Raw genomic sequence first — 23,603 nt, 5'->3', positions numbered from 1 at the left:
CCGGCTAGAATGTACACACGCAGGGCTGCGGTTCGACCGCGGCTTTGAATGAAGCACGATAAACCCGGATACCATTTAAATAGAGTGGTGCTAAAATATACAGGAATGGGAGAAAGCCCCCGAAATCGCCGGGAATACAGGATTTCTAAAGTTCCATCCCAAAAATACTATTCAGGCGGAGCGGTTTTCGGAATATCCCCCGTCATAGTTTGAACCGGTTCTCGTAATGATAAAGGTCAGCGTGGTTATACCGACATTCCAGCGTCGCGATTCCGTAAAGCGGGCGCTTACGGCCCTCTCGGCGCAAACCTTCCCTCCCGAAAGTTTCGAAGTCATAGTTTCGATCGACGGTTCAGACGACGGTACGCGTGAAATGGTCGAAGAGTTCAGCGCCCCCTTCAGGCTAAAGGGCCTCTGGGAAACCAACTCCGGCAGGGCGACGGCATGCAACCGCGGCGTGAAAGCGTCCGAGGGGGAATTGCTCATTATACTGGACGACGATATGGAGCCCTCTCCCCGGCTCGTGGAATCGCATTATGCGGCCCACCCGCGCAATTCCATGCTCGGCGTGATTGGGGCCGCGCCCATCTTCATCGACGAATCTTCGACGCTCGCCGCTCGCTATATCGCCGCCGAATTTAACACACGGCAAGAAAAGATATCCGCTCCTAATTACAATTTTCGCATATGGGATTTCTACGGCGCGAATCTCTCGATTCGCCGCGACGTTTTAATCGAGGCAGGGGCTTTTAACGAGCTTTTCAAAGTTTACGGATACGAAGATATCGAGCTTGCGCAGCGGCTTGTCAAGGCAGGAGTAAAGTTCGCATACAGCCCCGAAGCCCTTTGCATACAGCACTACGAGGACAATTTCAAAGACCTGGCGAGGAAAACGATAAATGGGGGGAAGATGGCGGTCCTCATGGTCAACCTGCATCCCGAGACCTTCACCGAGCTGAATTTCCGCAACTATAACAGCGCAGGGTGGAAATGGCGCACGCTTCGTCTTCTCCTGATATGGTCGAGCCTGCTGGTTCCGGCCACAACCGGCGCCGTGGTCTCATTCGTCAACCTGTTTGACAGGTCGAGCCCGGAGAGACAGAGAAGGATATGCTCGCTTGCCATGGATTATTTATTCTGGCTTGGCGTTTGGTCCGCGATAAAAAGCGATAAAAAGAATGAAGAGCTCCTCTACAGAATAAAGTCGTACGAGAAACCCAAGACCGCTCCCCCCGGGAATCTTCCGGCATAGGCAGGGTATACGGTCCGGGGCAAACTATCGGCCCGGTCCGGTGGGTTTTCGTGGCCGATGCCCGGGCCTAAACCCACCCGGAGTCTGCATTTCGACCTCGGTAGAATTTACTCTGTTGCCCTTGCCGCCGGCGCACCCCGCCGCCGGCCCCCGTGAAGGAGGTGCAAACGGCCCCACGGCCCTCCCCCGAAAAACCTGTCGCCAAAGCCACATATATATCGCCCGTATTTAGCTGTATAATTCTCAAGGTACGATTATATAGATAAGAAGAATCGGCTTAAAATGTCTTCCCCGAATAAAATCCTGATAGTCCGCGAAGGTATGCGGGGAATAGGAAACCAGGAGCCGGCCGAAAGCATTATACAAGCTCTTAAAAATAGACGCTAGAAACAGCGGACTCATTACCGCAGGAACTAAACGCTAAAAATTAAGAAGAGATAGCAACGCTTATGAGCTTTCACATCCCAATACTCATGTATCACCAGGTCACCCCCGATGTAGAGCCGGGATTCATAGACTGCTCCGTGACTCCTCAAACCTTCGGCCTGCATATGGACATCCTTAAACTGCTTCGCTTCACACCGATCAGCCTCACACTGCTGGAAGAGTACAGGAACGGAATATCGACACTGCCCAAAAAGCCGATAATTATCACATTCGACGACTGCTACCAGGACTGTATAGACTACGCGGTACCGATACTTCAGGAAAAGGGGTTTACGGCGGTCTTTTATATGCCTACGGATTATGCAGGGACGGACAGCCACTGGCTCGTGCCCAAGCTGGGCTTCGAGTTTCCGATAATCGGCTGGGACGCTGCAAGAAAGCTCGATTCGAGCGGGTTCGAAATCGGGAGCCATAGCCTGAGCCATCCCTACCTCGCGGAGATAAGCCCGGAGGATTGTTTCAGGGAGCTGACCGATTCCCGGAAAATCCTCGAGGACGAGCTCGGTCACGAAATAGTCCACCTGGCATATCCATACGGCTCGTACAATCAAAAGGTCAGAGACATATCCGCGGAAGCGGGATACCGCACGGCCTGTACTACGGACGAACGGTTTTCGAGACCGGGGGACGACATGCTCCTCCTGCCGCGTGTCGACATCATGGGTTATTACAATATGCTCGACTTCCTTCTAAAGCTCCACTTCGAGGGCAAATACAATACGACCCGGAGGTGGTGGCAGTACACCCACGGCAAGATGCGTGGAGTCGGAAGGCTGGTAAGAAAAATAAGGGCTAGGCTTACTACCAACTAGGCATGTACCCGCCGGGACGAACCGGATTCAGGAACCATGAAATACAGGGTTGTCTATTACATGGAAAGCAGCGACTTCGGCGGGGCGGAGCAAGTGCTCTACAACCTTCTGAGCGAGCTCGACCGGAGCTCCTGGGAGCCGGTTCTGGTCTACCAGCAGCATTCCGGCATCGCCTCGTTCGTCGATAGAATCGGGGACCTCGGCATAAGCACCGTACCCGTATCGGCGATCGAGGGGCTCGGAGATATAAGCGGGATCAACAGACTTGTGGGAACCCTTAAACAACTGCGCCCCGCCGTTTTCCACGCACAGCTGGTCTCGAACCTCAAATGCACCGCGGGCATTATTTGCGCGAGGCTTGCGGGCATAAAGGCCGTCGTGGCGACTCAGCACTCCTACCAGAAATTCCGCGCACGAAGGATTTACAAGGTCTACATCAGGTTCATTTATCAGAGGCTCGTATCGATGCTGGTCGACCGGTACATCTCCGTATCCCGTAGCCAGGCTGAGCAATTGAAGAAGGCAATACCACAGGGAAAGGTCAGCGTCGTTCATAATGCCGTGCGCACCGAGGATTTTGCCTCTTGCGCCCGGTCAGAAGCGATACAGGGCGACCGGAAACCGGCCGTCCTGACAGTCGCGCGGCTGGACAGGCTAAAGGGAATCGGATACCTCATCGAAGCGGCCGCGCTGGTTCCGAACGCATTTTTTTTTCTGGCCGGGGACGGCCCCGAGAGAGCCAATCTCGAGGAGCGCGCGCGCGAGCTCGATATAGCGGACAGGATAATCTTCCTGGGACGAAGAAACGACATACCGGCCCTTCTCCATTCATGCGATATTTTCGTTCTCCCCTCTTTACTCGAGGGGCTCCCCCTCTCGGTCATGGAGGCGATGTCGGCTTCGAAACCGGTTATAGGGACAGACATCGACGGTATAAACGATCTCATAACCGACCGGGAGAACGGTCTCCTGGTCCCCCCCGGGGACCCGAGAGCTTTGGCGGATGCGATAAACCTCATCCTGTCCGACGGGCAGCTGGCCCAAAGAATCGCCGCTTCGGCAAGGGATACCATAAACCTCGGCTTCACTCAGGAAAAAATGATCGAAGGCGTAACGGATATCTACTCCGAAATAATCAGAAGGAAAGGAATCACGGGCCATTAAACACAGGAGAAAATGACGATTCGGAAATCCAGGATTAACCCATGAAAATACTACTCATATCGAGATACCTGCCCGACGACCCGCAGAAGGTGCATGGCACTTTTAAGCGTATAGCCACTTTCATAGAAGCGTTTAAAGATATTGCCGAGCTCGACGTTCTGTTCTTTACCCCGCCCGATTACGATTGTTCCGAGGAACGGATATCCGGGCTTAAAGAGTTCATTACCAGGCTGTGGGATGCCGATGTCAGGCTTTACCTGTACCCGATGTCCAAATTCAACATGGACAATGAGCTGATGAAATGGATATCGTTTACCAGGGGCATCTTCAGCTTTTCAAAACAGAGGGGACGTATCGAATTCAGCAGCCAGGAACAAGTACGCGCGGTCGAGGAGTGCCTCGGGCTGAAGCCCGACGTCATATTCGCCCACAGGCTTTCGTCCATGTGCCCGCTCCTCCTGACAAAAAAGCCGCTCCCCCCGATCTTTTTCGATCTGGACGATATTGAGCATATCGTTCTGAAACGCTATATCGAAAGCCGGGGCAACATCAAGACCAAGCTCCTTTATTCCCTCCTCCCCTCGCTCACCAGGGGAGAATACAACGCAATCAGGCTCGCATCCAAAACGGCGGTCTGCTCGGAGCTCGACCGGGGCTACCTGAACGAAAAATACGGGCTGAGCGGGGTCGTCACCGTGCCCAATGCAGTCGACATACCCGGGCTCGAGCCGATTACGCCCGAGCCCAATCTCCTTTTCCTCGGCTCGATATACCAGCCGAACGTAGACGCCGCACACTATCTCGTGGAACGCATCTGGCCGCTCGTCAGAAAAAAAATGCCGCAGGCGAAGCTGATAATCGCCGGGACTTCGGCGGAAAAGATGGGGCTTAAAACTACGGGCACCGAGGGGGTGGAAACACCGGGATTCGTCGACAACCTGGCGGATCTCTACAGAAGGGTTCGGGCGACCGCGGTTCCTATTCTCGTAGGCGGCGGGACTCGGTTCAAGATTATCGAGGCCGCAGCTTACGGCAAACCGACAGTCGCTACAACAATAGGCGCCGAGGGGCTGGAATTCGAGGAAGGGACCGAGATACTGAGACGGGACGACCCGGAGACATTCGCGGATGCCTGCGTAAGCCTCCTCAGTGACTCGCATTTATGTGAAAAAATAGGCCTTGCCGCGAGGGAGAAAACTATAGAGATATACGACAGGCAAAACGTCATAAAAAGAATAAGGGAACACATAGTGGACATGCTCGACGGAAGGCTATAACCAGCGGCCCAAATTGAGCATATACTATATAATACGATATGCCGAAGGTAAGCGTCATTGTACCGACACATAACCGCGCGGATTTACTGAAAGCGGCGATTCAAAGCGTGCTCGACCAGACGTACGCAGATTTCGAGTTACTGGTATGCGACGACGCGTCGAACGATCATACCACGGATACCGTCGCCGGCTTTTCAGACCCGAGAATCATATATACGCGTTACGAAAAAAATAGCGGTGTGGTCGAGCTCAGAAACAACGCGGTCGACAGCTCCAGGGGGGCATACATAGCCTTTCTCGACGACGATGATGAATGGCTGCCCGAAAAGCTGGAAAAGCAGGTAAATGTGCTTGACCGCAGCTCTCGAGAGACAGGGGCCGTTTTCACGGGGGCGATCTTCCTCGACACCAGGCTCGGCAGGGAGAGAGTGGTAATCCCCCGGCACAGTGGCAATATATTCAAAGAACTCCTCTTTAACGATTTCATCGTCACTTCTTCCCTCGTCGTAAAAAAATCATGTTTCGAGAAGGCCGGGCGGTTCGACCACGAATTCAAGAGCGCAAGCGATTTCGACATGTGGATCCGCATATCCGCGCTTTTCGAATTCGACTGCATAGAAGAGCCTCTGGTAAGGTACCGCGTTCATCAGAATTCGATCAGCAACAACAACCTGAACGTAATCAGGGGGCTCGAAAGGCTTATCGCAAAACACAGCAATTCATTCAACGGCAACAAGAGAGCCTACGGCAATCACCTGTTCAAGCTTGGAATCGCATACTGCTACAACGGCAATATGAGCGAAGGCAGAAAAGCGCTCATCAAGGCGATACAGCTCAACCCCCACGATGTCAGATATTATTATAATCTGGCTATTTCCAGCATGGGAGCGGAAACTTTCAAAAAGATAAAGGAGATAAGGGCAAGATACTTTCCTCTGAAAAAGACGGCCGCCGCATAAGAGCGGCCCACGCGCCCCCTATTCTTGTCGTACGCAAGACAATATGAGCAGAGAAAATTTTTACAAGGCTAACCCCACCACTTTTATCGTACTCTCCTCCCTGGCAGTGGCGGTAGTGCTCGGGTTGGCGCTCGGCTATTCCGACATCTCCAAAAAGCTTATACTGGCCGGCTTCCTGATGATTCCGTTCGGGTTTATTACCATCACGAGGCCGTGGGTCGCCGTAACGATATTCTTTCTTCTCGTACCGCTCGAAGAATTATTCGTATTTAAAGGAAACGTTACGGCGACACTGAACAAGCTCATAGGGGCATACCTCGTGTTCCTCGTAATTACCAGCGGATCCCTTAGATATGTCGGCGAGACGTTCAGAAATAAAAAAGCATTATTAATCATTCTATTCGGGCTGGTTTCCATCGCCTCGATCTACGTTTCCAAAGACCCTGCATACAGCATCAGGTACCTGGTCAAGCTGGGGCTGCTGATAATCTCCTATTTCGTTCTGACCCTGCTTATCAGGGACATAAAGACCCTTAATTACGCGGTCATCGCCCTGATTGCCGGTACGGTGATATCTGTACTGAGCCCCATGTTCCTCGGTCATGGCGATGTCGTGACGGCTAACGGCCTCGAGCGCTATGGGGGGCTATGGGGCGACCAGAATGAATTTGCCGGAATGCTTCTCGTATTGATCCCACTCTCTATCGCGATAATCTTTACGACCGGAAACAAAGGGTTGAAAACGGTGCTCACCATCTTCGCCGTCATCCTCTTCGCGGGCTTCCTGCTCACATACTCGAGGTCCGGCTTTATCGCGTTCTCCGTACTGTGCGTCATAGCCATGTTCAAATTCATACAGGGGAAAAACAGAGCACGTACGCTTGCTATACTGGTGCCATGTCTGATCGTGGGTTTCATCGTGGTCTACTACACAATCGGCGAGAACATCATATCGCGCGTCGAGACCCTCAGGATACTGGAGAGCAAGGAATCGGTCCGCCAGGAAAGCTCGCTCAGCGTAAGGTACTATTACTACTTCGAGCTGTTTCCCCAACTATTCGCGGAGCATCCCCTGCTCGGGGTCGGTTTCAGGGGATTTGTTTTAAATAACCCTATCTATAAACAGATATCGCATAATACGTTTATCGAAGTACTCACGGGGACGGGGCTCCTGGGATTCATTCCCTTCATACTCATCCTCTATATGACATGGAGAGACATCAGAAAAGCCCGGACGGGCCTTCTTCTTCATAACACGAACAGTCTCTATCTTACTCGGTATTCCAACGCGCTCGAGATGGGGTTTTTCGCATTCCTCACTGTAGGGCTATTCTATTCCACGGATATAAACAAAATTCTATGGCTCATGATAACCCTCTCCTCCGTTTTGCTTAACATCCGAAACCTGGAGAACAGTAAAGTTCCGGTAAATACACATCGAGGATAAAGAAGCTTCCCGTGCTCTCGGCAAAATCTCGAAAACATATATCACATGGCCGTTAAAGTCCTTTTCCTTCTCGATTCTTTATCCCCCGTCGGAGGTGCGGAAAGAGTCGCGGTAAAAATTGCCATTGGCCTTAAAAGATCGGGCAACTATCTACCGGTCTTTTGCTCGACGCGCGAAGGAGGGGGCCTCGAAGAAGAGCTCGGGGCAAACGGCATAAGATACCTGCTGTTAAAAAGACGCAGGTTTTCGGACGTACACAAATTCAAGCCTCTTATCGATCTTCTCGACGAAGAAAAAATTAAAATTATTCATTCGCATAATCTGGGCTCGAATCTCTGGGGGAGCATTGTCGGCTCCATCGCCCGCGTGCCGGTCTTGATAGCACACAAGCACGGACAGGATTACGACACATGGCGCTCCTTTCTGCTCGACAGAATCGTCGGCAGCCTGTCACAAAAAATCATATTCGTCTCCAACGACGAAAGGGAGGTTTTCATACAGAGAATCGGGACGGACCCGGGAAAGTGCGTAACCATATACAACGGCATCAGTATCGATAATCCGATACATAACCCAGAAGAAGAAACGAGGAGCAAGTACGGAATCCGAAAAGAGCAGGTTGTCGTCGGGATTATAGCACGTTTCGCACCCGAAAAAGACCACGAAACCTTTTTGCTGGCCGCCCGGGAGATATTGAGAACGCATGGTGAATTCGCTTTTCTACTGGTCGGGGACGGCAAAACAAAACCGTCCATGCAAAGGCTGTCGAAAGACCTCGGCATAGAAAGCCACACAATATTCACAGGCTTCGTAGGCGACCCCAGGGAGGTCTTGCCGATAATCGATATAGGATGCCTCACTTCCAGGAGAGAGGGCATGGGCATAGCGCTCCTCGAATACATGGCTTTCCGCAAGCCGGTGGTATCGACCAACGCAGGCGGCATTCCCGAAGTCGTCCAGGAGGGCGTCAACGGATTTCTCGTCGAACCGGGCGACTATAAATCCATGGCAGGCAAAATCCTCGAGCTCGCGGAGGACGTAAATCTAATGTCCGGGATGGGACAAGAGGGTTTTTCCATCCTGAATGCCAAGTTTACGGATAAGATCATGGTAAACAATATCGAAAAGCTTTACGACAGGTCCCTCGAAGCGGCAGGAGTAGCGAAGGAATGAAAATCCTCTACATATCTCAGCAGTTCTATCCGGAAATGGGAGCAGCGTCCGGGAGGGTGTACGAACTATCCAGGTACTGGGTCAACCGGGGCCACGACGTAACCGTCCTGACTTCTTTCCCGAATTACCCGGACGGCATAATCTACAAGGATTATAAGTCGAGAAGCAGGATGCTTTTCTATAGAGAAACCATCGACGGAATAAATGTAGTAAGGGCATTCTCTCTCCCGACACATCTCAGAAGCTCCGTAAGGAGAATCCTTTATTATATATCCTTCTTCCTGTCGTCATCCCTGGCGGGACTCTTTCTCAAACGTTCCCAGGTCGTGATCGCCACCTCCCCTTCTCTCTTTATCGGGCTCACGGGACTCCTCCTTTCACGGCTGAAGGGCATGCCCCTGGTTTTTGAAGTAAGGGACCTATGGCCCGAGGTCATTCCCGCTATAGGTGCGGGCAAAGAGAGCTCGCTGACGTACAGATTCTTCGACAAGGTAGCCAGGACCCTTTACGACAAGAGCGATTTAATCGTCGTCGTAACGGAATCCTTCAAAGACCAAATTGTTTCCTCGAGGGGAGTCTCGCCCGATAAAATCAAAATAATAGAAAATGCAGTGGATACGGAATTCTTCAAGCCCCAGGCGGTCGATCCCGGAACAATCGAGAACCTCGGGCTCAGGGACAGGTTCGTAGTCACCTACATAGGCACGATCGGATATACACACGGAGCAGAGGTCATACTAAAGGCCGCTCCGGAACTAAAGCGCAGGATACCAGAGCTTCTTTTCCTGCTCGTCGGCAGCGGCTCTGACAAAGAAAGACTCGTCAAACTCAGCAAGGACTCGGGGCTGGATAACGTCAGGTTCCTCGACCCGCAGCCGAAAGCCTCGATCCCTGCGTTCCTTAACGCTTCCGACATATCGCTCGTCCTATCGATAAACCAGCCCCTTCTTCACAAAACGATATTCGCCAAGGTCTTCGAGCCCATGGCCTGCGGGAAGCCCATCGTCGTCGGCGCCGTGGGCGAGACGAGGAACATCGTCGTCGAAAAAGCGGACTGCGGAATCGCCTTCGCGCCCGAGGACGCCGCGGGGCTGATCGATTCGATACTGACTCTTTACAATAACCCCGATCTCAGAAAAAAATTCGGCGAAAACGGCAGGAAATACGTGACCGCGAATTTTACACGAGAAGGCAAGGCGACGACCTACATAAACCTGCTCGGATCTCTCATCGACAAACCGGGCGGAGGGAAAAGTACATAAGCCGGAAGCCTCTTGTTAATACGAATAATAAATCCCGAATTCTGAGGATGGGGGTCTTCGTCTCACACAGCGCCGCGCTCACTCACAACCTATGCATATATCGCTGTCCACGTCCCATCCGGAAATTTCCGGATAGCTCTCCCAGTCCGTGCGGCGCTCGCCGCCCCAAATCCAGAGCGTCCCCGCGGTCCTCCAGACATTATTATTGACGTCGTTCTCTTTAGACTTGTTATCGTATACCTGTATGGCCGCAACCTCGGGCATTACAGTATGAAATTCGTTATTCGTGATCGTATTGCCGCTGCTCCCCCAAATACCTATAAATGTCCAATCGACATCGTTCGTATCGGGTCTCGAGTTGTTGATAAATACATTATTTGTAATTCTCGCGCCTTCCACATTATAGTAAAGAGCCATTCCCCAGGAGTTATTCTCTATCAGGTTCGAATCAACCACCGTGTTGGTGCTTTTCGAAACGCAGCCCAGTCCGTTCCACGTTATTCCCCTGCCTCCCTGGTTTCTGAGCATATTGCCACTGATCGTTACGTTGGCCAGGCCGGTGCACAAATAATCGCTCAAATATACGGCGTGACAATGCCTCGGGCTTTCACCCCCCCAGGCCCTGTCGTAACACGCCCCGGGATCAGTGCCGTTGTATTCTATCGTATTGCCCTCTATCAATATGTCATTGACGGATATTAACAGTACGCCCTGGTACCTGTTATGGTGTATCCAGTTATTGCGTATCGTATTATGCGACTTGAGAAATTTCACCCCGTCCCAGCCGTGCCTGATCTCGAACCCTTCTATTATTATCCACTCCGCCCTCACCTCGACCCTGCGGGGAGGACCGTTTAACGTACAGCACTCGGATGGATAGGCGCCGCCGCCCGGATCTATTACGGGTGAATGACCCGGATAATTGATAAGGGTTATGGGCTCGGAGCTCGTACCGCTTCTCGTTATATCTATGCCTTCGACATATATCCCGTTTTTGACCTGTATAACATCGCCCGGCTGGGATTGCGCCAGGGCGGCGCCTATAGTCGTAAAATCTCCGCTCCCGTCCTTCGCGACTATGAATTCGGCGCTGTCGCGGACGGTAGTCGCCGGGGATTCAGACTGGCTTCCACATCCCGCTGCGACAAACAGTAAGGGGAATAAAATAAGGTAAAAAACGGCGAGTGGATTTTTCATCATGAACACCCCTTCCGACAACGAGCCCGCCTCGAGGCACGAAACGAATTACGTCATCCGAACGATGCAATCATCGCATATACACGCGAATGCTCTCCAGGCATTAATAATACACCACAGCCGCCCTGCCATCCAAGAGGAAAATATCGCACTGCCGTCCACCGAAACACACGCAGGCAGTCGCCTGCCGGCTCAATATCCGGTTCCCGGGCTGCCGAAGCAGGGCTTCACGGGATTTCACCAGCGCCGAAGGGTTTCGAGCCGGCATAATCGTAGAGCTTCGAGATAGCGGGCGGCCGACGGCAACCCGTTTCGGGGCGCACGGGCACATCCAGCAGTTGAGAAAGTCCTCAAAGACATTACAATTACAGGCTGAATCCGGAACATGCCTGCGAAAAAGATTGCATATATAACTTCCCGCTTTCCCGTCCTGACGGAGACTTTCATAATCAGAGAAATTGAAGAGCTTCGCCGGAAGGGGATTATAGTAGAAGTTTTCTCGCTTAAAAGCTGCCCGTCCAAAGGAACATTGCACGGCAACGCAAAAGCCCTTATGGAAACCACTCATTACTACTCCTATTTTCTTTCCCCCGGTATCTGGAGGGCGGTCTTTTATTATCTTTTTACAGAACCGGCGGCGTGCCTTGAGATTCTGGCAAGGATAACCGGGACTCATATTTTAAAACCCCTGCTCCTTCTTAAAACGATTGCAGTAATTCCCAAATCATTCGCCATAGCCCGGACACTGAAAAAAATGGGAATAACGAGGGTCCACGCGCACTGGGCAACCGTACCGACGACCGCCGCTTGGGCCATCGCGAAATTAAACGGTATTACATATACCTTCACGTCCCACGCTTGGGATATCTACCAGGAAGATACCATGCTCCTGGATAAAATACGGGACGCCAGGAAGGCAATAACAATTTCCGATTATAACAAGAAATACCTGACGGAGAAGTTCCCCGGAATCGATTCCGGCAAGATCGAGGTCGTGCACTGCGGCCTGGATCTTAAACAATTCACGCCGGGAAAATCCGGGAAAGGGGAAATATTCGAAATATTAAGCATCGGCAGACTCACGGAGAAAAAGGGATTCGACGTTCTCCTCAAGGCATGCAGGATTCTAAAAGATTCCGGCATACAGTTCTTGTGCCGGATAGTCTATGTAAACGGCGACTTCGAGAACGAGGTATTCCGGCTCTACGACAGCCTTGAATTAAAGGATTGCGTCCGGTTTATTCCGGCTCTTCCGCAAAACGAGATCATAAAACGCTATGCTGGCGCCGACTGCTTTGTCCTGCCGTGTGTCATTGCAGGCAGCAAGGACAGGGACGGAATACCGGTAGTCATACTAGAGGCCATGGCAATGGAGCTGCCCGTGGTATCGACCCCGGTCTCGGGAATACCGGAGGTCATAGAAAACGGTGAAACGGGATTACTCGTTCAGCCGGGAGACTCCGGCGAACTCGCCCGCGCCATCGAACAGCTGCATTCGGACCCCGGGCTGAGATCCAGGCTGGGAACGGCGGGCAGGAATTTCGTTACGAAGCAGTTCGACATCTCGTCAACGGTCGATCAACTTTCCGAAAACATTCTCTAGGGGAAACACGGCCTGAGGCAATAAACAGGTCCTTAATTAAAATTCCCGGCCGGCAAAAAGCCGGCCGGGAACCGACGTTCAAAGTGAGCGGAACATTCCCGCTATAGATACTCATCCATACCTACGTCACAGGTATTGCCGGACTCGAGCCTGAGTTCCTGATCGAAGTCGACCGCCGAGCACGTGGAGTCCTGACCACGGTCACGTGCGGGGGAATCCGCTTTCAGGTGATAAATACCATTGGCCAGGTTGTAAAAACCCGGGTCCACTTTGCAACACTGGGAATTTTTGTCCCAACCGGTGGCCGACTTGTACGAAGAGCTGAAATCCGACCTCCAGCTGCTCTTCCAGACCCATGTCTCCGACTTGACGCTCCAAAGGTTATAGTCGAAGGTATTCTGTCCGGATTCGGCGTCGTTTATCTGCACAGCCTGAACATCCCCCCTCTCGCTGTAGAAGATATTGTTCTTAAACACGTTGCCCGTGCTGCCCCATACCGCCACGAACGTATGGTTCGTAGCGTTCGTTTCCGGGATCTGCGCGAGGACGAACGTATTATTTACAACCATGCTTCCCTCGACGCTATACCACATCGCCGTGCCGTAGTGGGTGTTTTCGATTACATTGTTCTCTATAAGAGTGTTCTGTATTTTAGTGGAGCATCCGTACCCGTTGAAATTAACACCGCTTCCGCCCTGATTGCTGAGAACATTGCCCCTTATCGTAATATCCGACGCGCTCGTGCAGGAATAATCGCTTATATACACGGCGTGGCAATGTCTGGGGCTTTCTCCTCCCCACGCGCTGTCGTAACATGCACCCGGGTCCGTACCGTTTTTCTCTATAGTGTTGCCGACGACAAAGATATCGTCTGTCGAGATTATCAATATCCCCTGATACCTGTTATGGTGTATCCAATTGTTACGTATCGTGTTATGCGGCTTGAAAACCTTTACTCCATCCCAACCGTATCTGATCTCGAAGCCTTCCATTATTATCCATTCAGCCCTGAATTCGACCCTCAAAGGCCCGCTCGATGGACAGCACTCCGAGGGGTATTTTCCATGACCCGGGTCTATGACGGGCGAATGGCCCGGATAGTTGATAAGGGTTATGGGCTTTGAGCTCGTCCCGTTCGTTTTAAAGACGACGCCCTCGTTATAGACCCCATTCTTGACCTGTATCGTGTCTCCAGGTTTTGCGCTGTTCACCGCGGTCTGGATCGAGTTGTAATCACCGCTTCCGTCTTTAGCGACAACGATCACGCGGAGGCTGGCAGGCTCAATCGGAGCATCGGATACACCGGAATCGTCAAGGACAGGGCCTGACGGTGCGGGCGCCGGGGCCTGAGTCGGAGCAGCTGTAGGTACCGGGGTCGGTATAGGCGTCGGAGCCGGAGTCGGTTCCTGAACCGGGGCCTGCGTCGGCGCGGGGGTTGGAACGGGCGTCGGTACCACGGCGGGAGCTTTTGTCGGACGCGGCGTCGGAGCGGGCTTTGCCGCAGATCGCGACGGCGTCCTGGAAGCTGCCGAGTTACGCGACGGTGCCCTCGAAGCCGTAGAGCGTGACGGCGTTCTCGAAGCCGTGGAACGCGACGGAGTCCTCGAAGCCGTGGAGCGTGACGGTTTCCTCGAAGCCGAGCGCGACGGGGTCCTCGAAGCCGTAGAGCGTGATGGGGTCCTCGAAGCTGTGGAACGCGACGGGGTCCTCGAAGCCGTGGAACGCGACGGCTGGTTCGAGGCTGTCGGGCTCTGGCGAAATGCGCTGGCCTCAAGAGGGAAGACCAGAAGCATGGATACGATGATTATCCATTTGAAGCTGCCAATACTGTTAAAGAATCGAACCATTTGAATGCCTCCTTTCATCAGGCCTTCAGGCCTGGAACGGGCATTCCTTCGGCTCCGTAACCCGGAGCAGGTCAGTTACATGTGGGAAGGGTGTCTACAGAGTTTGACGCTCTTCCTATTTCGGTAACCCGGCCACCGTATGCCGATTTCTCGGCACTTAGGTCGAAGGCTTTGCGTCCCACCCTTTCGGATGGTTTGCCCTTATCGCTTAGGTCAAGCCTAATCACTACATGCCCCCTAATAGTGCAATTTCCATACCAAATAACAGAAATTTGATGTCAAACAGGCCATAATCCCTTTAATCTACTGTTATTACTTGATTTATCACTCTAATCACAATTTCCGAGATACGGTAGCGGCTTGCCGTATATCGTCAGATTTTGTCAATATCTAAAATTTAGTGACGTAATTAGTCCATCTAGGGGTATTATTTTGTCAAAATCGGCAAAACAGGCACCTAATCAAGAGTGCGTCCGGAGATAAGGGCAAGGGTAGTTAGGATTGATACCGAAAAAGGAGGGGAATTTGTCCCTTATTTGCTATGCCGGGACTTCTGAGGGGTATAAATACCGGATTACGATAATCATATGGGAGGGCAAGTGTCGTCAGTGAGACAATAAATGATACAATCTTAAGGTATGCAAATGCCGGGCTCACAGAGCATAAGCCCAACCGGATGCATGTCCCCGGGCCGAAAGGAGCGAGGTTACGATTAGAATCAGCTTCCACCTGTTCGGCAATGCCTGTAAAAAGAAGGAGCGATTGAGCGTAACGAGTATTATAGCCACGCGAAAAAATGGAAATCACCTCTTCGAGCATGCCGGGGTAGCTTCTTGGCTGAAGCCGAGCCCCTCTGTAATGTTTCGATACACCTTACGGGCTGAACCCAGCTTCCAGATACAAAAGCAGGGATGTCGTCCACAGAAATACAAGGAGATAATTGTAAAGATGATTTAAAATGTTCGCGGGTCTTTACGATTTTCTGAAAATTTATTCGTTTTTAAGGGAGAAGAAGGGCGGCCAGCTAAGGTAATAGGACTTATTATTTCGGGAGCCGCCCTTCTTCCGGGAGTATTTGTCAGTTTAAGATAAATGCCTCAGGCCTGGTTCCTCATATGTCCTCTCGTATCCGTATCTCTCGCGGAATTAACCTCGAGCGCCTCTATGATCATCTGGGTTAGTGTAAGCATGTATTTATGCTCCAGCCTGAGCGTTATATTGCCGATGTTGAGGTGATAATAATTGCAGCATACGCATTTGGAGATACTGCCTATATTTGACGACGAAAGGACGAGGGGCTTATCCGAATCACATAAATAACCCATCGTTTTCCTCCTTGTGGCCTGCCGCTGAATTTGATCCTGTTCTATACATATCGTTTCCGGCCGGCATTATAATATTGATATTCAATATCAATATTACCAGTAAAGAACGTCTTGTCAAGGGATTTTTATACAAACTAGAAAAATTTTCCAAAAATTCGTGGCGGGCGCATCGGAAGACAGAGATCCTGGGAGCGGACCAGGAATACACTCGGAGGATCGCACTGCGCCGGGACGGGTTCGGGCCCTGGCCGGAGAATCGCTCTCGCTTCTTTGCTCGGTGGTCATTAGGGGCAAAATACGAGCCGGACGGTCTACGGCCGTTTCCTTCTCGCCCGGGTTCCCTGTCTCGAGCGCCACCCCTCCACTCTTCATTTGACAAACCCCGATGGAAGTGAAAGACTTAAACGGTTATCGTATAAAGGCAAACCATGCTGTTTCAAGAGTATTACAAATGCGGCAAGAATAAGCCGGTGATTTCCTTCGAGATTTTTCCTCCTAAAACCGACGCGGGTTTTAAAAGCCTGAAATCCACACTGAGGGAGCTCGTCGGTCTCGAGCCCGATTTCATCACCGTTACCTACGGCGCAATGGGAACGACGAGGGGTAGAACGCTCGAAATCGCAGCGCTCATAAAGAACGAGCTCGGGGTCGAATCCGCCTGCCACCTCACCTGTGTCGGCTCTTCACGAAAAGAGCTCGACGACACGCTCCGGGGCATATACGACGCGGGCATAAGGAATATCGTGGCCTTAAGAGGCGATCCACCGGGCGGCGGCGAGTTCTCACAGTCCGGCGACGGATATAAATACGGGAGCGACCTCGTCCGGCACATAAGAGAGTTCGAAAAACGGGAGTTCGGCAGGAGGACATTCGGAATCGCCGTCGGCGGCTACCCCGAAACGCACCCCGAGGCACCGGGCCCGGACGAAGACCTCGCCAATCTCAAGAAAAAGGTAGACGCGGGTGCGGACGTCGTCATAACACAGCTCTTCTTCGACAATGCACTTTACTTCGACTTCGAGAAAAGGACGCGCTCGGCCGGCATCGAGACGCCCGTAATACCCGGCCTCATGCCCATCCTGTCCTCGAAGCAAATAGAACGCATAACGTCCATGTGCGGGGCCTCCATACCGCCCGGGCTGAGGGCCGAGCTCGACAGGTGCAGGGCGGACGACGACGCGGCCCGGAGGGTCGGGATAGATCTCTGCATAACGCAGGCAAAAGAGCTTCTCGAACGCGGGGTCGGGGGAATTCATTTCTACGTCCTCAACAAGTCGGACCATATCAGAGAAATCATGGAAGCCCTCCCCCTTCAGCGCGAAAGCGGCTACGAAAACCGCGTGGGCGCCGGGAACCCGGGAATAAGACTCTAGGGACGATGCCCGACACCGTAAACCTTTTCGACAAAGTAGCCCGGCGCTACGACTCGCTCAACACCTTCTTCAGCATGGGAATGGACAGGCTATGGCGGAGACGGCTCGCCGTGGCCGTAAGCGGCTCCAGAACCGTGCTCGACATCGCAACGGGCACAGGCGAGGTCGCGATAGAAACGGTAGACGTCCTTCCCGAAGCGCGCGTCTTCGGAATAGATCCGAGTTCGGAGATGCTCCTTTTAGCAAGGAAGAAGATCATATCGCGCGGGCTCTCGAAGAGGATAACGCTCGCGCGCTCACGGGCCGAGGAGCTGCCGTTTAAGGACGGCTCCTTCGACGCCGTGACGATAGCCTTCGGTATAAGAAACACAATCGACCCGGCCCTCTCGCTTTCCGAAATGAGAAGGGTGCTCAGGCCCGGCGGCAAGGCGGCGGTGCTCGAATTCGCCATACCGCGCCAAAGGCTCTTCGCCCCGCTTTATCTATTCTATTTCAAGAACATACTGCCGCTCGTGGGCTCTCTCTTCGGAACGAGACGCGAGTACAAGTATCTCTCGGATTCGACTTCCGCATTCCCGCAGAGGGAGAAATTCCTCGATCTCATGAAAGAGTCCGGGCTCGAGCCTGAAAAATCCGCCGAAATGATGCTCGGGATAGTGATACTTTACACCGGTGTCAAACGCTGAGCGCCGGTCCGTAAGTTTTGGAAGGTGTCACGGTTTCACGGAGCGAGGCGCTCTATAAGCCATCCGCCCGAAGGGAGCTTCGTATAACGTATCCTGTCGTGGAGCCTGTCCGGCCGTCCCTGCCAGAATTCAATCGACGAAGGAACCAGCCTGTACCCGTTCCAGTATGGCGGGCGCGGGATGTCCGAGCTCCCGTATTTTTCTTCGAGCGCCCTGTACCTTTCTTCGAGATATCTCCTGCCCGGTATAACCCTGCTCTGCTCCGAGGCCCATGCCCCGAGCTGGCTCCCGCGGGGCCTAGAAGAGAAATAATCGTCGGAATCGCTTCCGGGGAGCATCTCGACGGCGCCCTCTATCCGTACCTGCCTTTCTACCCTCTCCCACCAGAAGCACATGGCCGCATTCGAATTCCCCGAAAGCTCCTCCCCTTTCCGGCTTTCCGAGTTGGTGTAAAATACAAACCCCTTTTCGTCCACTCCCTTCAAGAGAAGCATCCTTAAAGACGGCTTCATATCCGGTGAAACAGTGGCCAGCGCAAATGCGTCCGGGTATCTCAGCCCCGAGCCGGCCGACGCCTCTTCGTACCATTTTTCGAACTGCCTGAAAGGGTCCTTGTCGAGGTCTTCTTCCCTGAGCTCTTTAATGCCGAACTGTACGTGTCCTGTCTTTTCCACTCTGGCTCCTGCGTGAAACGCCGGTCAGTTATAAAATCTTCTTCAGTGTCCTGGCCAAGACCGGCGACCTGAAATTATACCCCAGTTCCGTGAGCTTTACAGGCACGGCCCTCGTGCTCGCGAGCATTAGCTCGTCGGCCATCTCCCCGAAGACAGCACGCGCGGCGAACTCCGACAGAGGGATAAACGCGGGGCGGTTAAGGGCCGAGGCTAGGGCCTTCGTGAATTCCTCGTTCGTCACCGTGTCGGGAGACACCATATTGACCGGTCCCGAGGCGTCCCCGGCTTCGAGAAGATAGCAAATCCCCTCGGTGAGGTCCTCCATGGATATCCAGCTCCAGTACTGCTTCCCGCTCCCTATCCTGCCCGCTATACCGAGCCTGAACGGTATCAGCATCTGCTTAAGCGCGCCGCCCTCCGGCGAGAACACCATCCCCATACGCATCTTGACGATCCTTATGCCCGCGCCCTTTCCGATGTCGAGAACGTCCTCCCACCTGCCGCTCACGTGTGCGAGAAAGCCCTTTCCCTGCGGGCTCTCCTCGGTAAGCACCTCGTCCCCCCTGTCGCCGTAATACCCGACGCCCGACGCCGCGACGACGACCCCGGGCTTCGTCCGTAATCCTGAAAGCGCCTCCATGAGCAGCTCAGTCCCGTGTACGCGGCTCTCCAGAATACGGGCCTTTTTCTCCTCGGTCCACCTGCCGGCAATGTTCTCTCCCGCCAGGTGCACGACGGCGTCATACCCTTCGAGCCCGGCCGTATCTATTTCGCCTTCGTCCGGGCTCCAGTATACTGCATCCCCCGCCGCGGCCTTTTCCTTCGAGCGGACGAGCCTCGTAACCGTGTGCCCCCTGCCCCTCAGAAGAGGCACCAAATGCGAACCCACGAGCCCCGACGATCCTGTAACGAGAACTTTCATAACTTCACCTCTTTTTAAGCTTAACACACGGCGGGTATCGAAAAAGGATTAGCTCAGGAGCCGAACACGTTCAGTATGGACCTCTGGTACTCCCTCACCTCTTCGAAGTCTATGTAGTAGTGCGGCGCACTCAATATCGGCAGGTCTAGAACCTTTCGATACGAATCTATCCTCTTCCTGCATTCGTCGGGGGTTCCGACGACGGCGAACGTATCCACCATCTCATCGTTTACGGCGGCTACCATCGACTTCACGTCTCCCTTCAAAAACGCGTCGCGTATCTTCGCGGTTTCAGCCGTGAACCCGTGGAGCCTGAACGGAGGCTCGTACGTCCTCACGGTCGCGTAAAAGGCTATCGTGGCCCTCGCGGCCTCTGTCGCCCTCTTCCTGTCGTCCGAGATCGCGCAGGTTATTATCGACGACGCCGTGAATCCCCGGCGGTCCCTTCCCGACGCTTCGAGACCCGCCTTTATCTCCGGCAGCACACTTTCCCTCAAATACCTCTCCGAGCAGACCACGTGGCCGAGATAGCCGTCCGCCTTCTCACCGGCCGCGCGGCACATGCCGCCGCCGACGCCCGCAAGGTAAATCGGGATATTATCCCTGACAGTCTTGAACGGACGATGATAACCCTTCGTGTTGATGTCGTAATACACGCCTTCGTATCTGAGCGCACCGTCGCCCGCCTTCTCCGTGACGAGTCTTATGACGTCCATGCACTCCTTTATACGCGTTACGGGCTTTCCGTGGGATATGCCGTGCCACATTTCGTTCGTCCGCTTCGCCCCGGTGCCGAGGCCGAGCATGAGCCTTCCGCCCGAGATTTCGTCCAGGTCGAGCGCAGTAAGCGCGGTGATGAGAGGCGTCCTCACGAACGCGAGCGCCACGGCCGTCCCGAGCTTAATCGTTTTGGTTACAGACGATACGTAGGAGAGCTGCTCGAAGGACGTCCTGTAAAGCTCGGTAGCCCAGATGGAATCGAACCCCGCGGCCTCGGCGTCCCTTGCGAGAGGGAGAAGGCCGGACATTTCATCCGAATCGAGTATGAGTCCCACGGGTTTCATAGGCGGAAACAATAAAGGCGGCACATGGCCGCCTTCAGGTTTATTTTCTTTGTAACGGCCAAACGCACCCGTAATCCTTCCGGGCAGTTCCGCCTTAATGAATAGTTACTCTTTCTTGTCTTCCCCTTCGGCCCGAGGAGCTTCTTCCGTCTGAGACTCCCCTTCAGGCGTCGCCTCTTCCGCAGGCTCGGATGCAGCCGCTTCGGGAGCAGGGGCCTCTTCGGCCGGCTCTTCGGGAGCCTCCGCCGTTTCCTTAGCCGCAGATTCCGCAGCCGGGGTTTCCGCTTCCGGAGCAGCCGTCATTTCAGTTTCGGCAGTCGCAGTCTCTTCCGGCCGAGACTCTGCCGCGGCCTCGGTATCAGGCGCGGACGCCTCCACTGCCTTTTCCTCTTCTATGAGCCCCAGGTCCTCCGCGGATTCCTTCTTACTGCTCCTGGCCTTCGCCGCGGCTTCCGCCTCGGTCGCGCGTGTTTCCTTCTTCTTCGGAGCAGCCTTCGCCTTCTTCTTTTTCGGCTTGAATTCCTCTTCGACGAGCTCGATTATGGATATCGGGCTGCTGTCACCCCTCCGGAACCCGAGCTTCGTAATCCTCGTGTATCCGCCCGGACGGTCCTTGAACTTCGGGGCTATTTCGTCGAAAAGCTTCTTCAAGACCTCGTTGTCGCGAATGTAGGCCGCGGCCTGCCTTCTCTTGTGCAGGCTTCCGTCCTTGGCGAGGGTTATAAGCTTTTCGGCTATCCTCCGGAGCTCCTTCGCCCTGGTGTCGGTAGTCCTTATCTTGTCGAAGCGAAAGAGGTCCGTAACCATGTTCCTGAACATGGCCTTCCTGTGCTTTGTCGTAACCCCGAGCTTGCGCCCGATTCTTTTATGTCTCATCGCAAATTCTCCGGTTCTGTTTCAAACATTTACTGAAGCGCCGTCTTGTCGCTTCTCTTCGCTTTTTCGTTTTCGAAAACTTCCTGGTCAATCTTGAGCCCGAGCCCGAGCCCCATTTCCGTCAGTCTTTCCTTGATTTCGTAAAGCGAGCGCTTGCCGAAATTCTCGAGGTTAAGAAGATCCTCCTCGGATTTCTGGACGAGATCGCCCGCATACTCGACGCCGGCCTTCCTGAGACAGTTGAGAGAACGCGCGGAAAGGTCCATCTCCTCGATGGTATTGAACAGAATCTCTTCCGTGCCCTTTATCTCCTGCTTATCGTCGCTCTCCAGCACCTCGTCAACCTCGGCTTCATCGAAGTTGATGAACACCGTAAGCTGATGCTTCACGATCTTGGCGGCGTACGCGAGCGCGTCCTCGGGAAGCATGGTTCCGTTGGTCCATATCTCGATAGTAAGCTTCTGATAGTCCGTCCTTCGCCCGACCCTCGAGTTTGTGACCGTGTAGTTCACCTTCCTTACCGGCGAAAAAAGCGCGTCGATCGGGATTACCCCTATCGTGCTCTGAATCTCGCCCCTTCTTTCCACGGGCTCGTAGCCCCTTCCCATCTCGACCTTCATCTCCATTTCGAGCTTTGCTCCCTCCGAAAGGGTCGCTATATGATGGTTCGGGTTAAGTATCTCCACGTTATGTCCGGTAGTAACGTCCCCGGCCTTGATGTCCGTCTCACCCTGGGCGCTTACGCGGATCGTCTGCGGCTCGTAGGTGTGCATCTTGAGGTCCATGCCTTTAATGTTGAGTATGATCTCTGTGACGTCCTCTTTCACGCCGGGCACGGATGAAAATTCGTGCAGCACTCCGTCTATCTTAATCGACGTAACCGCCGGCCCCTGGATCGAAGAGAGCAGAACTCTCCTGAGCGCATTTCCCAGCGTTACACCGTATCCGCGTTCCAAAGGCTCGCACATGAATTTTGCGTATGTATGTGAAGCGGTTCTTTCGTCCTTCTCAATTCTCTTCGGTTTGATCAGGTCTTGCCAGTTTTTTTGAAAATCCTTCACCTTACTCCCTCCATTATATGAAGATGAGATCCATACGCCTTTTGGAAACGCCTTTTTGTTATCTTTATTATCTTCTCGATTTTTATACCCTCGAATAGAACTCGACTATGAGCTGCTCCTCTATCGGGAACGTTATGTCCTCGCGCTCGGGGTTCCTGACCACGGTCCCCTTCAAATTTTCCTCGTCGAGCTCGAGCCATTCGGGAACGCCCCTTCTCGAAGTGAACTCCAGCGCCTGGGCAATCCTCTGGAGTTTCTTGCTCTTTTCCCTGATTTCGATCTTGTCCCCCGGCTTAACCTGGTAGGACGGGATATTAACGGCCTCACCGTTTACGAGCACGTGCCCGTGGCTCACTATCTGCCTGGCGTCGCTCCTCGAGCTGCCCATGCAGAGACGGTAAATAACGTTGTCGAGCCTTCTTTCGAGCATCGCTATGAGAATGGAGCCGGTTACGCCTTTCACACGGGCCGCTTTCTGGAAATAGCTCTTGAACTGCTTTTCACGAAGCCCGTACATTCTCTTCACTTTCTGCTTCTCTCTGAGCCGGACCCCGAACTCTGAAAATTTACTGCGGAACTTTCCGTGCTCTCCCGGTACCTGCTCGGGCCTTTTCTCTATAGCCGTTTTGCCGTTGTAACTGCGCTCACCCTTGAGAAAGAGATTCACTCCCTCCCTTCTGGAAAGCCTGTCAGTCGGCCCAGTATATCTTCCCATATTACAGCGTAACCTCCTTGAGTTCCTCTGCTAAGACAGGGGTGTTTCCAAAAGACATGAATCAGACCCTCCTCTTGCCCGGCGGCCTGCATCCGTTATGCGGTATAGGAGTTATGTCCCTTATGAACGTAATCTTGAGTCCGGAAGCCTGGAGCGACCTCACGGCCGGCTCCCTTCCCGGGCCGGGGCCCTTTACATAAACGGACACGCTTCTCATACCGACCGACGCCGCCTTCTTGGCCGCGTCCTCGGCCGCGATCTGCGCAGCGAACGGGGTCCCCTTACGGGTGCCCTTGAAGCCTTTGGCCCCGCCGCTCGACCACGCGACCACGTTGCCCGCCGTGTCGCTTATGGTAATGATGGTATTGTTGAAAGTGGCCTGGATGTTAACCACACCCTGTTCCACAAATTTCTTTACCCTTTTCTTGCCGCCTTTTTTTACAGCCATCTATTATCTCCGTAACCGA

General features: G+C 53.4%; 21 protein-coding genes, 1 pseudogene and 1 riboswitch. Of the genes and pseudogenes, 12 read left to right on the top strand and 10 right to left on the bottom strand.

From position 1 onward, the window contains the following. The first annotated feature begins 226 nt into the window (after positions 1–226). The 8 genes from PKC29_10380 to PKC29_10345 all read left to right on the top strand — a co-directional run bounded on the left by PKC29_10380 (position 227) and on the right by PKC29_10345 (position 9,793). Positions 227–1,252, top strand: a complete 1,026-nt coding sequence (locus PKC29_10380; protein ID HML95823.1) for a glycosyltransferase — start codon at positions 227–229, stop codon at positions 1,250–1,252. A 449-nt stretch (positions 1,253–1,701) separates the two neighbouring features. Continuing rightward, the gene (locus tag PKC29_10375) at positions 1,702–2,511 is read left to right on the top strand and encodes a polysaccharide deacetylase family protein (GenBank protein ID HML95822.1); all 810 of its coding nucleotides are present in this window, start codon (positions 1,702–1,704) and stop codon (positions 2,509–2,511) included. Between the two features lie 36 nt (positions 2,512–2,547). Further along, entirely contained in the window at positions 2,548–3,675 is a 1,128-nt protein-coding gene (locus PKC29_10370) for a glycosyltransferase family 4 protein (GenBank protein HML95821.1), read from the top strand. A 41-nt stretch (positions 3,676–3,716) separates the two neighbouring features. Next, entirely contained in the window at positions 3,717–4,952 is a 1,236-nt protein-coding gene (locus tag PKC29_10365) for a glycosyltransferase (protein ID HML95820.1), read from the top strand. A gap of 38 nt (positions 4,953–4,990) precedes the next feature. Then, the gene (locus tag PKC29_10360) at positions 4,991–5,911 is read left to right on the top strand and encodes a glycosyltransferase (protein HML95819.1); all 921 of its coding nucleotides are present in this window, start codon (positions 4,991–4,993) and stop codon (positions 5,909–5,911) included. A 43-nt stretch (positions 5,912–5,954) separates the two neighbouring features. Next, entirely contained in the window at positions 5,955–7,358 is a 1,404-nt protein-coding gene (locus PKC29_10355) for an O-antigen ligase family protein (GenBank protein HML95818.1), read from the top strand. 45 nt (positions 7,359–7,403) lie between these two features. Continuing rightward, entirely contained in the window at positions 7,404–8,531 is a 1,128-nt protein-coding gene (locus PKC29_10350) for a glycosyltransferase (protein HML95817.1), read from the top strand. Further along, entirely contained in the window at positions 8,528–9,793 is a 1,266-nt protein-coding gene (locus tag PKC29_10345; GenBank protein ID HML95816.1) for a glycosyltransferase family 4 protein, read from the top strand. Before PKC29_10350 ends, PKC29_10345 begins: the two co-directional genes overlap by 4 nt. Positions 9,794–9,871: 78 nt before the next feature. Here PKC29_10345 and PKC29_10340 read toward each other — a convergent pair whose 3' ends face one another. Continuing rightward, entirely contained in the window at positions 9,872–10,993 is a 1,122-nt protein-coding gene (locus PKC29_10340) for a pectinesterase family protein (protein HML95815.1), read from the bottom strand. 382 nt (positions 10,994–11,375) lie between these two features. On the opposite strand from PKC29_10340, the gene PKC29_10335 reads away from it, so the two are divergent. Further along, positions 11,376–12,593, top strand: a complete 1,218-nt coding sequence (locus tag PKC29_10335; protein HML95814.1) for a glycosyltransferase family 4 protein — start codon at positions 11,376–11,378, stop codon at positions 12,591–12,593. A 101-nt stretch (positions 12,594–12,694) separates the two neighbouring features. Here PKC29_10335 and PKC29_10330 read toward each other — a convergent pair whose 3' ends face one another. Further along, entirely contained in the window at positions 12,695–13,858 is a 1,164-nt protein-coding gene (locus PKC29_10330; GenBank protein HML95813.1) for a pectinesterase family protein, read from the bottom strand. A 319-nt stretch (positions 13,859–14,177) separates the two neighbouring features. Here PKC29_10330 and PKC29_10325 point away from each other — a divergent pair, with 319 nt between their 5' ends. Next, positions 14,178–14,444: a hypothetical protein gene (locus tag PKC29_10325; GenBank protein HML95812.1), complete on the top strand. Its 267-nt coding sequence runs from the start codon at positions 14,178–14,180 to the stop codon at positions 14,442–14,444. 115 nt (positions 14,445–14,559) lie between these two features. Next, positions 14,560–14,650, bottom strand: a riboswitch (cyclic di-GMP riboswitch). Positions 14,651–15,537: 887 nt separating this feature from the next. Here the strand turns inward: PKC29_10325 and PKC29_10320 are convergent. Continuing rightward, positions 15,538–15,765: a hypothetical protein gene (locus PKC29_10320; GenBank protein ID HML95811.1), complete on the bottom strand. Its 228-nt coding sequence runs from the start codon at positions 15,763–15,765 to the stop codon at positions 15,538–15,540. Positions 15,766–16,193: 428 nt separating this feature from the next. Between PKC29_10320 and metF the strand changes: the two genes are divergently transcribed. Then, complete coding sequence (gene metF, locus PKC29_10315; GenBank protein ID HML95810.1) at positions 16,194–17,138, top strand: methylenetetrahydrofolate reductase [NAD(P)H]; 945 nt, start codon at positions 16,194–16,196, stop codon at positions 17,136–17,138. 5 nt (positions 17,139–17,143) lie between these two features. Next, the gene (locus PKC29_10310; GenBank protein HML95809.1) at positions 17,144–17,824 is read left to right on the top strand and encodes a ubiquinone/menaquinone biosynthesis methyltransferase; all 681 of its coding nucleotides are present in this window, start codon (positions 17,144–17,146) and stop codon (positions 17,822–17,824) included. 35 nt (positions 17,825–17,859) lie between these two features. Here the strand turns inward: PKC29_10310 and pdxH are convergent, their stop codons facing one another. The 7 genes and pseudogenes from pdxH to rpsK form a co-directional block, all read right to left on the bottom strand. After that, positions 17,860–18,498 (bottom strand): pyridoxamine 5'-phosphate oxidase, encoded by a 639-nt coding sequence (gene pdxH / locus PKC29_10305; protein ID HML95808.1) that lies wholly within the window; start codon positions 18,496–18,498, stop codon positions 17,860–17,862. A gap of 28 nt (positions 18,499–18,526) precedes the next feature. Continuing rightward, a complete protein-coding gene (locus PKC29_10300) occupies positions 18,527–19,420 on the bottom strand; it encodes a TIGR01777 family oxidoreductase (protein ID HML95807.1) in 894 nt (297 codons plus the stop codon). A 53-nt stretch (positions 19,421–19,473) separates the two neighbouring features. Continuing rightward, a complete protein-coding gene (locus tag PKC29_10295; GenBank protein ID HML95806.1) occupies positions 19,474–20,448 on the bottom strand; it encodes an LLM class flavin-dependent oxidoreductase in 975 nt (324 codons plus the stop codon). A 513-nt stretch (positions 20,449–20,961) separates the two neighbouring features. Beyond that, positions 20,962–21,360 (bottom strand): annotated as a pseudogene (rplQ, locus tag PKC29_10290) (50S ribosomal protein L17). 29 nt (positions 21,361–21,389) lie between these two features. After that, entirely contained in the window at positions 21,390–22,421 is a 1,032-nt protein-coding gene (locus PKC29_10285) for a DNA-directed RNA polymerase subunit alpha (protein HML95805.1), read from the bottom strand. Positions 22,422–22,503: 82 nt separating this feature from the next. Further along, positions 22,504–23,136 carry a 30S ribosomal protein S4 gene (rpsD, locus tag PKC29_10280; GenBank protein ID HML95804.1) on the bottom strand — a complete coding sequence of 211 codons (633 nt, stop codon included), beginning with the start codon at positions 23,134–23,136 and terminating at the stop codon, positions 22,504–22,506. A 61-nt stretch (positions 23,137–23,197) separates the two neighbouring features. Next, on the bottom strand, positions 23,198–23,584 hold the full coding sequence (gene rpsK, locus PKC29_10275; protein ID HML95803.1) for a 30S ribosomal protein S11: 387 nt from the start codon (positions 23,582–23,584) through the stop codon (positions 23,198–23,200). Positions 23,585–23,603 lie beyond the last annotated feature (19 nt).

This window comes from Thermodesulfobacteriota bacterium, from assembly GCA_035325995.1.
GTDB lineage: Bacteria > Desulfobacterota_D > UBA1144 > Nemesobacterales > UBA2774 > JADLGH01.
The sequence above is the reverse complement of the archived record's forward strand: the minus strand, read 5'-3'. Positions and strand labels throughout refer to the sequence as shown.

What these genes read in the sequence shown, in the direction of transcription:
- PKC29_10380 (HML95823.1), top strand. Translation starts at nt 227, where the DNA reads ATGATAAAGGTCAGCGTGGTTATACCGACATTCCAGCGTCGCGATTCC.
- PKC29_10375 (HML95822.1), top strand. Translation starts at nt 1,702, where the DNA reads ATGAGCTTTCACATCCCAATACTCATGTATCACCAGGTCACCCCCGAT.
- PKC29_10370 (HML95821.1), top strand. Translation starts at nt 2,548, where the DNA reads ATGAAATACAGGGTTGTCTATTACATGGAAAGCAGCGACTTCGGCGGG.
- PKC29_10365 (HML95820.1), top strand. Translation starts at nt 3,717, where the DNA reads ATGAAAATACTACTCATATCGAGATACCTGCCCGACGACCCGCAGAAG.
- PKC29_10360 (HML95819.1), top strand. Translation starts at nt 4,991, where the DNA reads ATGCCGAAGGTAAGCGTCATTGTACCGACACATAACCGCGCGGATTTA.
- PKC29_10355 (HML95818.1), top strand. Translation starts at nt 5,955, where the DNA reads ATGAGCAGAGAAAATTTTTACAAGGCTAACCCCACCACTTTTATCGTA.
- PKC29_10350 (HML95817.1), top strand. Translation starts at nt 7,404, where the DNA reads ATGGCCGTTAAAGTCCTTTTCCTTCTCGATTCTTTATCCCCCGTCGGA.
- PKC29_10345 (HML95816.1), top strand. Translation starts at nt 8,528, where the DNA reads ATGAAAATCCTCTACATATCTCAGCAGTTCTATCCGGAAATGGGAGCA.
- PKC29_10340 (HML95815.1), bottom strand. Translation starts at nt 10,993, where the DNA reads ATGATGAAAAATCCACTCGCCGTTTTTTACCTTATTTTATTCCCCTTA.
- PKC29_10335 (HML95814.1), top strand. Translation starts at nt 11,376, where the DNA reads ATGCCTGCGAAAAAGATTGCATATATAACTTCCCGCTTTCCCGTCCTG.
- PKC29_10320 (HML95811.1), bottom strand. Translation starts at nt 15,765, where the DNA reads ATGGGTTATTTATGTGATTCGGATAAGCCCCTCGTCCTTTCGTCGTCA.
- metF (HML95810.1), top strand. Translation starts at nt 16,194, where the DNA reads ATGCTGTTTCAAGAGTATTACAAATGCGGCAAGAATAAGCCGGTGATT.
- PKC29_10310 (HML95809.1), top strand. Translation starts at nt 17,144, where the DNA reads ATGCCCGACACCGTAAACCTTTTCGACAAAGTAGCCCGGCGCTACGAC.
- PKC29_10300 (HML95807.1), bottom strand. Translation starts at nt 19,420, where the DNA reads ATGAAAGTTCTCGTTACAGGATCGTCGGGGCTCGTGGGTTCGCATTTG.
- PKC29_10295 (HML95806.1), bottom strand. Translation starts at nt 20,448, where the DNA reads ATGTCCGGCCTTCTCCCTCTCGCAAGGGACGCCGAGGCCGCGGGGTTC.
- rpsD (HML95804.1), bottom strand. Translation starts at nt 23,136, where the DNA reads ATGGGAAGATATACTGGGCCGACTGACAGGCTTTCCAGAAGGGAGGGA.
- rpsK (HML95803.1), bottom strand. Translation starts at nt 23,584, where the DNA reads ATGGCTGTAAAAAAAGGCGGCAAGAAAAGGGTAAAGAAATTTGTGGAA.